2 protein-coding genes are annotated in these 1,516 nt (G+C 70.6%); both read right to left on the bottom strand.

Going from position 1 to position 1,516, the window contains the following annotated elements; all coding sequences use genetic code 11:
- Positions 1-783 (bottom strand): MFS transporter (locus AC1DYN_RS32480; protein WP_477966911.1); only part of this gene is annotated, 783 nt, incomplete at its 3' end.
- A 139-nt stretch (positions 784-922) separates the two neighbouring features.
- A partial coding sequence (locus AC1DYN_RS32485; RefSeq protein ID WP_477966913.1) for a hypothetical protein occupies positions 923-1,516 on the bottom strand: 594 nt, incomplete at its 5' end.

Raw genomic sequence — 1,516 nt, forward strand, 5'->3', positions numbered from 1 at the left:
CGGCAGCAGCGCCATCAGCGCGGTGGAGTGAAAGAACGACGCCGCCACCCGCGCCAGCACGGCTTTCACGCGGTTGGAGTGCCGGGCAAACTGCAGGCCGACGCGCATTGCGCCGCCGATCCGCTCGCGCCCCAGCGGACTTGGCACGTGCGTGCGGCGCCAGCGCATGATCACGAAGCCGGAAATCACCGACAGCACCGCATTGAGCACGAATACATACGCGCTGCCCAGGCTCGCGATGATGGCGCCGGCCGCCAGCGGCCCGGCAATGCGCGACGCGTTCATCGCCACGCCATTTAAGGCCAGTGCCGCCGGCAGCTGCGCGCGCGGCACCAGTTCGGGCACGATCGCCGAAAACACGGGCCAGCGCATGGCCAGGCCGATGCCGTTGGCGAAGGTGAGCGCCAGCAGCACCGGCGGCGTGATGGCGTCGGCCAGGATCACCGCGCACAGGATCGTGGCCACGACGGCGACCCAGAACTGCGTGATGATGAAGTAGCGCCGCCGGTCGAGGATATCGGCCAGTGCACCGCTGGGCAGGCCGAGCAAAAACACGGGCAGCATCGATGCGGTCTGCACCAGCGCGACCCAGATCGGGGCGGTCGTCAGCGACGTCATCATCCAGGCGGCGGCCACGTCGTTCATCCACATGCAGGTGTTGGCGATCAGCCAGGTCAGCCACAGCATGCGGAACACGGGGGCGCGCATCGGCCCGAACGCCGATGGCGGCGGCGCAGCGTCGTTGGCCGAGGGCGCCGGGGCCGGGGTCTGGGATAGGGTCATGCCGGTGCGCTCACCGGCAGCGGCGCGGATGGCCGCGTGCATCTGCAGCGTGTCATTGAAAAGGCGAATGCGTGAAGACAAGCGCCATTGTAGTCGGGGCAGCGCCCGGGGCGGCGCGCTGCTCAGCCGGCTCGATCAGTCAGCTGCGCTCGCGCTCGGCGGGCAGCAGCAGTGCCAGTTCGGCCACGGCGCGGAACACGGCCGGCGTCAGCGCTTGCGCAGCCTCTTCGGCGTTGGCAATCATCGCGTGGCTGCGCCCGGGGGGCAGGGCATCGCGAAAGCCCCAGCGCAGCACCGTCAGGCCGGCGCGCTTGAGCACGGCGTCGAGTTCGGGCTGCAGCCAGCGCAGGCGCGTAAGCGCACTTGCATCGGGCGCGCAGACATCGATCACCAGGCCCTGTGGCGTCGGTTCGACCAGGATCACGACGGCGCTGCCGTCGGCCAGTTCGAGTTCGAGGTGCAGCGCGGCGCGCGAACGGCGGCGGCGGCCGGGGGGCTTGTCGGCCTCGTCGGCCACCACAGCCAGGTGCTGCGGCTTGTCGCCGGCGCCATGCACCGTGAAGCGCCAGGCATCCTGGTGCGTCGCGAGCAGCTGGGGCTGGTGCACGACCTGGCCCTGTTGCCCCGCAGCGAGCATGGCCGGCGACAGATGCCCGCCCATGTCTGCCAGCGCGCGGCTGGTCAGCTGGCTGCCATGGTTACGCACCTGGCTGCGCCAGGCCCGCGCCAGGCC

The sequence above is a fragment of the Rhizobacter sp. P2_D12 genome, from assembly GCF_056404395.1.